This is a genomic window from Leptolyngbya sp. ST-U4, from assembly GCF_039962215.1.
GTDB lineage: Bacteria > Cyanobacteriota > Cyanobacteriia > Elainellales > Elainellaceae > Leptolyngbya_A.
This window is the reverse complement of sequence record NZ_JAMPKZ010000076.1, coordinates 1-7,460: the sequence shown is the minus strand read 5'-3', so window position 1 is coordinate 7,460 and position 7,460 is coordinate 1. Positions and strand designations below refer to the sequence as shown.

The following is a 7,460-nucleotide window of genomic DNA, read 5'->3' as shown; positions in this document are numbered from 1 at the left end:
GCACCGATCAAGCCCTCGACCAAGCGATGACGGAAGCAGTTCAGTTCATTACTGAAGATGACGCCATTGGTTGGTTCAATCACTGTGGTCTATTCACATGAAATTTGCTGTAATGAGACTGAGATGCTTTTTCCTCAGATTGAGCGAGTCCAGCCGGGCGAACTTCTTACCCTCAGATTGAAGGGAAATCTGTCGCTAGCAACCGCCATTCAAGCTCTGAGCACAGCATGAGCCAAAGCACAACGCAGTGAAGCAACCGGGGCTGGCAACCCGCTGTAAGCTAGATGTCGCTGTGCTCCGCTCCCACATGAGTAGACCCTCTCCTGTTTTGTAAGGTTCAAGCTTCAACCTTACAAAGATTGTTAAGGGAGGTTGAAGGACTGTACACTCTCAGCCTCTCATAGTGTGCCGAACCAGACCCGCAGCTATCTGCGATCGCATAGACATGCTGTTGTGTGGCTCTTAGAAATCATTGTTCTCTTGAGAGAAGTGTTCACATAGATTTCTGAACACTTTTTCGTGTTTTTCAATTTGGTATGGATTTCATACTGATTCACGATCTTGTATGGAATCCATAGTTATCTATTGTTTGCTTTTAATTTAGTGTTCTATGTTTAATTCACAAGAAGTTCACCTGAATCTGACCAGAATCGTTTGACTTTCCGTTGAGATTCCGTTGAGGTCTGTATGCAAGCAGTAAAAGCAACCGTAGTTGTGAACTCAGACGGTTATACGCGAGATGAGCTTCGTCTCGCACTCTATGAACACACAAGCTACCGGTTGGAAGCGAAGCAGTTCTACCCCTGGCTACCTTACTGTCTGAGCCGTCGAAAAGCTCTTTACTCCGAGCGCGACCTGGCAAAGTTTGTTTTCGTGGCTCAGTTTATAAAGCGGGTACGGAGTCTAGAACTCGCTCGTGATGCCCTGATTGAAGACATCCAACAAAATCCACACAAGTACCCGGAGGAAATGCTGAATGTTAACTGAAGAAGAACAGCAAATTGCAAATGGGAATGGCAAATCATCCAATAAGCGATTGTCCAATAAATCGTCTAGCCCTGTTCCACCTGTTGATCCTGAAACGGCAGACGATGAATTGCTGGCATTGACCGCTGCCTCTGATGCAATTACAGGAACTCTGGCTCAGGCGGTTGAAGATTTGGCTCAATTGACCAGTGGAATTTATGACCAGCGCGATCGCATCACCGACGCTGGAGCGAAGGCGATCGCAACCGCTCTGAATCGCAATTCTATCCAGTGTGAAACGCTGATCAAGGCGTTCTCACGGGTACAAGGAGAAGCTCCTCGCCCTTTTGCTGTCGCGGTAGTCGATCTCTCTCCATTGCAGGTATCTTCGCCCTCACTACCGCAATCCTATGGCTCTCTGCTATCGCTACTTTCCTCTGGATCTACCGGGAGCAAACTGCCTGTGCTCGAGAACGCAACCACCTCGAATGGGAAATCCATTACGGAAACGACGAAGGCATTAGAAGTACAGCCGAGCGGTACTTAGAGTGCAGCCAGTAATCATGCTAAAGCCCTTCATTCTGGCAAACTATTGGAGATTTTCATGAATTCAACCGCATCCACGATTAACCTTCAGCAATACCTTGACCCAGAGTACGGATTGCTGATTCCGAGAATTAACGTTTTGATTTTGCTCGGGCTGAACGAACATGGACTGAGAAAATTTCATCCTCTCCTGACTTACGGGACAGATTTCATCAAAGTGCCTGGACAGGGCGCGATCGAACGCATCTTTTATAGCACGGCGGGGCTGCTCAAGCTGTGTGATGCGGTTGCGACTCCGCAGGTGCAGCAACTCAAAGGTGAACTTTCACAGTATTTGCCCAATCAATTTGCCGTCGCACCCCCTCAGTCGCCGCAAACTGAATCGCGGTTGCCGCAGAACTCTGCCCTGATTCATTCTCCGGCTCAATCGTTCACGATGTCGTCGCAGGGGGACAGCTTTGACCCGTATGCACCCGCGCAGCACACCGTCGCACCGTCGCACATCGTTCCTGCACCGTCGTCGGGGAACTACCCCGCACCGCCGTACCCCGGCGTAGAACGCTCCGATGACCCCGCCGCGATGATTGCTCAACAGCTCGCCCCCCACCTGTCTACTGCTGTCGCCGCGCAGGTTGCCCAGCAAGTGATGCCGCAAGTTCATCGGGCGATCGCCCGGTTGGAGGAACGCCAGTTGCAGGAACCGAAGGAGTTGACTCAGGCGGAGTTGCTGTTTGAACAGCAGAAGATCACGCTTCAGCAGTTTCTAGAAATGCAGCAAATAATTCTGGGCGCACAAGCCGCAGGCATGGACCAAGCAGCCGCGATGATGGATTCTGCCCCCAAGCCGCAAGCTTTCTTCCTCCAGGGCGGTAGCGGGTTTGAGGATCTAATTGCCCTGATGAAGTCGGAAGGGATGCAGATGCTGATTGGCTTGGTTGCCTTTGCCTTTGCCTTAGTTGCCTTGTTTGGATTTCTCTTCAGCCGATCGTTTGACCCAGTTCCTTTGCCTGACCCCTCAACGATCGCCCCCATTGCCCCGACTCCGGTTGCTCCCGTCGCCCCCGCCCCAACTGCGCCCCCCGCGGTTGCTCCGGCAAACCCCGTTCCTGGTTACTACTACCAACCTCAGACCACTCCTCAGTAGTCCGAGGGGTAGCGATGGAACATCCACTGTCAAAAAAAGGAGACGTTAACCTATGCCAGCAGGCATTTCAGAGTCCGAATTCAAGAAGCAGTCTGAACGCATCCTGCGTCAGATTCGCTCCGTCAAGATTCAGGGCTTGCAAGCCGATCTTGAGCGCGAACAATGGACTACCAAGCGCAAGCAAAAAAGTGTTGAAGTGGCGAAGGAGCAATATCGACAGGAAGAAATCAAACTCTCAATCGAGCAAACCCGCACCGACATCTTGCGGAACAACCTGAAGCGGACGCAGGTAGAACTGTCGATCAGCGAGGTTGAAATTACGGCAGCACAGGATCGCTTGAGCTTTGAAACTCAGTCGGTAGACATCAACCGCGATCTGTTCCGGCAACGGCTGGAATCGCTGGATTTGACCCTCGGTGAAGCGACCTTCAACAACGACGATCGCCGCGCTGAGTACCGCGAGAAAGAGATTCGCGTCGGCTTGCCGCGCTCCTTCTCCTTCGCAGGGGCAGGGGTAGGGAACCCCAACCTCAACTAGCCCGTTTTCTGTCGTTTCTACCGCCCCGCCGTGGGGCGGCGTAAACCCCACAATCATGGAACAACGTATCGCGGTGGGTTTGTCCGCTCTCCTTGTCTCCGGTGTGATTGCCCAACTTTTAAAGGTGGTGTGGTTTATCCCGTTGATTCCGCAGGGTGTCACCCTGATCGCGATCGTTATTGCCCTCGTATTTGGACTGGCAGCGTGGATGAAGTGGCTCAAGATCCTGCGTCGTCGTCAGATCAAAGCCGCAAAACGCCTTCAGAAGGACGCTGAGAGCTTTTCCTACCTCATTCAGTCTGAGCTTGTGGAGCATGAGCTAGATTTGTCGCCCAACGACCGACACGACCTGCAAACGACCTTGCTGAGAGTCGATCAAATCCTGCCCTTGGTGATGGGGGCGATCGGTATCCTGTTGGGACTTTTTTAACTGCACTTCATTTCACACTCTATATGCCTCAAAACCGCAAGCACATGGTCATCTTTCGCAATCCAGACGTTGATTTTCAGACCGATGCCAACTGCACATCTGATGCGATCGCTATTGCTCTTGAACACACAGGATGCCCTATCTCTGCCCTGGTTGAAGTTCGTCAGCCTGACCCTGACGACCCGTTCAACCCAAACAGCTTTATCTCCCTAGCAGGAGCTGCGCTCGATATCTGGCTTGAATCCTGAAATGGCTTTCTTCCTGACCCCCGCATCCCGCCTGGTGCAGCCATGACTTTCTATCCCCGCATTATCCCCACCGAAAACCCTCTGCGTCCCCTCGCTGCCCGTCCTACCCGCGAGGTAAAGCCGCGACTGTGGCTGCTCGTTTTGGCAACCTGTAGCACCCTCACGTTTGGCTATCGCCCCCAAGAACCTCTGCTTGCTACGCTCATGTGGGCAATCCGGCTAGGGGGTGCTGCCTGTGCGGTTGCCGCGCTCTACCGCGATCCTGAAATTGAGATTTACGATCCGATCGCCGAGGAAAAGGCACTGCATGAATTTCAGATGGCGCGGTTGCAGGCGGCTCACCAGGCTGCCCTTCAGCAAAAGCAGTGGGAAATCCAGCAGTATTACGACGCGCTCACGACTCAGCAGATCCAGCAGACGATCGACCACTATGCTGCGCTGTTGCAGCAAAAGGAATATGAACTGCTGCAATTAAAACAGGGATTGGCGAATCAGCAGGTTGAGTTTGAGACGGAAAAGCAACGCTTGACGCAATCCTGGCAAAGTCAGTGGGACAGGCTAGAGATTCAGACGGCTGAACTGGAGGTGATGAAAAACCAGCTCAAAGCCGAGCGCGATGCCATCTACGCTTGGGCAGAAGAAAAGGCGGCTGAACTGGACGCAGCGGAGCGTGACGCACGAGAGCAATTGAGTGCCCGTGCTGCCAAGCTAGAAAAAGACCTGGATAACCAGCGCAATTTGCTGATTGAAGAGTTTGAGAAGCAGCACAACGCCCTGGTTGGGGCTTGTCAAAAGGAGATTGAGAATTATAAGCGGCTGATTGCGGATATGGAAGCGACAATCGAATCGCAAAGGCTCTATCTCTACAACCTGCAACAGCCTGAACTGATCAACGGCTCCACGACCTACGAACTGCTGGCAGACCGGGTGATTCAATTTCTCTATAACCACGGCGTTATTGTGCGTGACCCGCGCATTGTGCCGTTTACAAAGAAATTCCAGTTGAGCTTCAACATTCTCCCGATCGTCCCCGGCAAAAACGATAAGGGCAAGTACGCTGAGAATTTGATTGATGCCTACAAGCGGATTCACGACCGCCTCTTAGAAGGCATCATGGCAGAGGTTCCCAACTGCAAAACTAAACCAGGGCTGGAAATGAGCAATCGTCGCATTGTGCTGACGATCGACATCTCTGGCGTTGATTGGGAAGCCGAAAATCAGGTCGATCCGATCGTCGAAGCCGACCCCGATTGGCCGCTCACGATTGTCCGCATTGCCAACCACTTCAGAGTGACCGGCAACACCGATACGGATAAGTCAACGCTGGTGGATAACCTTGTGGGTGCGATGCAGCAGGTGTGGGTAGAGCTGCGCCTCAGCGTGGCAGACCCCAAGTATCCTTTTACCGAATGGTCCACGTTCACCCCCAACTACAAGGGCGTGGAGGAGTCGTTTCGGGGCGTGAGTGCATTGGAGCAAATTGTCGATTCTCGCTTCCGATTGGCTCGCAAAGCAAAAGAAGCAGGAAAACCCTTACCAGAGTTTGCGCCTGAACTGTTTGTGCTAGATGAAGCTGAGATTTTGATGGACGAAGCCCGTGCGATCGATGAAGCAAACCCGCCGGAGCGCGGCAAAATTTCGCTGCAAAAACACCTGACGCGGATGCTCAGGAAGGGACTGAAACTGGGACGAGGCTTGACCAAGCAGAGAGGTAAGGGGTTGAAAGTGGCGTATATCGCCCAATCCCCGCTCTGCTCCCGGCTGGGCATGAACCGGGATGACTTTGACCAGTCCGTCAACATCTTCATCGGGGAGAACATCCCTCGTGCTCTGGAAGAAGAGCTAAAGACAAAGATCAGCAATGCCGATAAAGCTTTTTGGAAGGAGCAATACCACCTGCGCGTCGAACGGGGAGATCAATACTTCTGCCTAGTCAAAGCCCCTGGTTTACGTCCGTTTATTGCAACCATGCCCCCGCCAGGACATTACGCCTTGGGCGCGATCGAAACCGTTGCGCTGGCGGTGCCTGCCTCTAGTCAAGAGGAAGAAGTGCTAGAACTTGAAGCCTTTGATGAGGATGAAGAGGACATAGACGAGGACATAGACGAGGACATCCCGGTGGATGACGACGGTGAGGCGATCGCGGAGGAATTAGATGAACAGCGCGATCGGCTGGAGGAACGCTTTAACCTCCCTGACCTGACCCAACTGCCAGAGCGAGGGCTAGAGCTACTGGGATACGTTTACGGAAAAGGTAATCGCTACGCCGACGCGGAGGGCTGGTTTGTCGTTGCCAAGCTCAGAGACAACTGGGGCAAGGACCGTAACATCGACACGGCTGCGCTAAAAATCCTGCTGCACCAGCTCAACGATCTGGGCATCGGGGAGTTTCGTGCCCGTCCCGATGAAAACCCCGAAGCCTTCTGGCGACCCCGAATCGATCCCCGATTTTTACCCCGAAATGAGGAGTAAATTGGCGGGAAATCGGCGGGGTTGGGGCTGAATTGGTCGGGGTAGGAGCTTTACCCTGATAATCACTCCGAAAAACCCCGATCGCCCAAATGCTTTTCCTACCTTATTTCCCGCGATTGGCTGACTTACCCCGATTACCCCGAAAGTACCCCGAAACCCCCAAATTTGCAGTTTGCATCTAACTACCCCGAAACCCCGATTTTCCTCCTATTAGGAGTCCCCCATGAAACTCAGCCGAATAATTTTTTATGCAGGGATAGCAACATTTGGTGTTACTTCTGCGTTGGCATGGCAGCAGTCCAAAGCAACTGCATTAAGACAACGACGAGTTGTCTCCAGCGCAATGATTCAGCCTGCTGCTATCGCTGCGACAGCAGCCCCTTCCCCAATTCAAGCAACAGCAGCACCATCTGCTCAGTCTGCTGCCCCTGCTCCTGCTTCTACAGCTTCTCCGGCTGTTGCCGCAGCACCCAGGCAGCCTTTGATTACGCCAGCGCCCGCCGATCAAAGCGAACAAATCGATATTTTGACCATCAAGTCCTGCAACAGAACACCGGGGAACGCAAACTTTCGATCAGCGCCCGATCCTGACCCTCGCACTGTAGTCGGCGTGGTTCGCCAGAGCGATCCGGTGCAGCTTACAGGCAGGACTGCGGGTGAACCAGACAATCTTTGGTATGAGGCGATCGCCCTCACTCCTCTTTTTGCCAGTGCCCATGATCTTGCTGCTAACACGAAAGTTGGGCAGCGAGGGCTGCGAGGTTGGCTCTCTGGATGCTTCGTCAAGGGCGAGGCGTGGTGATGGGAAAGCGTGCTGTATCCCCTCAATATGTTGCCTACATCAACAGCAAAGGCTGGAAGCAGTCGCTTCGGCGTCAGATTGCCCTCAATCTTCTGTTTGGACGTGACCCGATCATTCCCCTACTGAAAGCGCACGATGTAGAGCATCTGAGCTACAAGCGGGTAGATTTCCCAAATTGCAGAGGGCATGAAATTCCGTTTCGGCTCATCCCATCTTTTGGTGATCCAGCAGTAGGGAGTACAAGCAAAAGCCTCTCAAACTAAGGGTTAGCGGCAATGTTTGAGGTTTAGAGCGTCTGAGAGCAACAAGATGAG

The 7,460-nt window shown here is 52.9% G+C and carries 9 protein-coding genes; all 9 read left to right on the top strand.

The features are described 5' to 3' along the window. Positions 1 to 687: 687 nt before the first annotated feature. The 9 genes from NDA02_RS27965 to NDA02_RS27925 all read left to right on the top strand — a co-directional run bounded on the left by NDA02_RS27965 (position 688) and on the right by NDA02_RS27925 (position 7,409). Positions 688 to 987: a hypothetical protein gene (locus tag NDA02_RS27965; protein WP_190791738.1), complete on the top strand. Its 300-nt coding sequence runs from the start codon at positions 688 to 690 to the stop codon at positions 985 to 987. Beyond that, positions 977 to 1,513 (top strand): hypothetical protein, encoded by a 537-nt coding sequence (locus NDA02_RS27960; RefSeq protein ID WP_190791739.1) that lies wholly within the window; start codon positions 977 to 979, stop codon positions 1,511 to 1,513. Before NDA02_RS27965 ends, NDA02_RS27960 begins: the two co-directional genes overlap by 11 nt. Before the next feature lie 57 nt (positions 1,514 to 1,570). Further along, complete coding sequence (locus tag NDA02_RS27955) at positions 1,571 to 2,656, top strand: hypothetical protein (RefSeq protein ID WP_190791740.1); 1,086 nt, start codon at positions 1,571 to 1,573, stop codon at positions 2,654 to 2,656. A 52-nt stretch (positions 2,657 to 2,708) separates the two neighbouring features. Beyond that, entirely contained in the window at positions 2,709 to 3,194 is a 486-nt protein-coding gene (locus NDA02_RS27950) for a hypothetical protein (RefSeq protein WP_190791741.1), read from the top strand. Between the two features lie 55 nt (positions 3,195 to 3,249). Then, positions 3,250 to 3,624, top strand: coding sequence for a hypothetical protein (locus NDA02_RS27945; RefSeq protein ID WP_190791742.1), 375 nt, complete (start codon positions 3,250 to 3,252; stop codon positions 3,622 to 3,624). Between the two features lie 23 nt (positions 3,625 to 3,647). Then, positions 3,648 to 3,872: a hypothetical protein gene (locus tag NDA02_RS27940; protein ID WP_190791743.1), complete on the top strand. Its 225-nt coding sequence runs from the start codon at positions 3,648 to 3,650 to the stop codon at positions 3,870 to 3,872. A gap of 42 nt (positions 3,873 to 3,914) precedes the next feature. After that, entirely contained in the window at positions 3,915 to 6,344 is a 2,430-nt protein-coding gene (locus NDA02_RS27935; protein WP_190791744.1) for a hypothetical protein, read from the top strand. Between the two features lie 223 nt (positions 6,345 to 6,567). Then, positions 6,568 to 7,146 carry a hypothetical protein gene (locus NDA02_RS27930; protein ID WP_190791745.1) on the top strand — a complete coding sequence of 193 codons (579 nt, stop codon included), beginning with the start codon at positions 6,568 to 6,570 and terminating at the stop codon, positions 7,144 to 7,146. After that, on the top strand, positions 7,146 to 7,409 hold the full coding sequence (locus tag NDA02_RS27925; RefSeq protein WP_190791746.1) for a hypothetical protein: 264 nt from the start codon (positions 7,146 to 7,148) through the stop codon (positions 7,407 to 7,409). The genes NDA02_RS27930 and NDA02_RS27925 overlap by 1 nt, the downstream gene beginning before the upstream one ends. Positions 7,410 to 7,460: the final 51 nt, after the last annotated feature.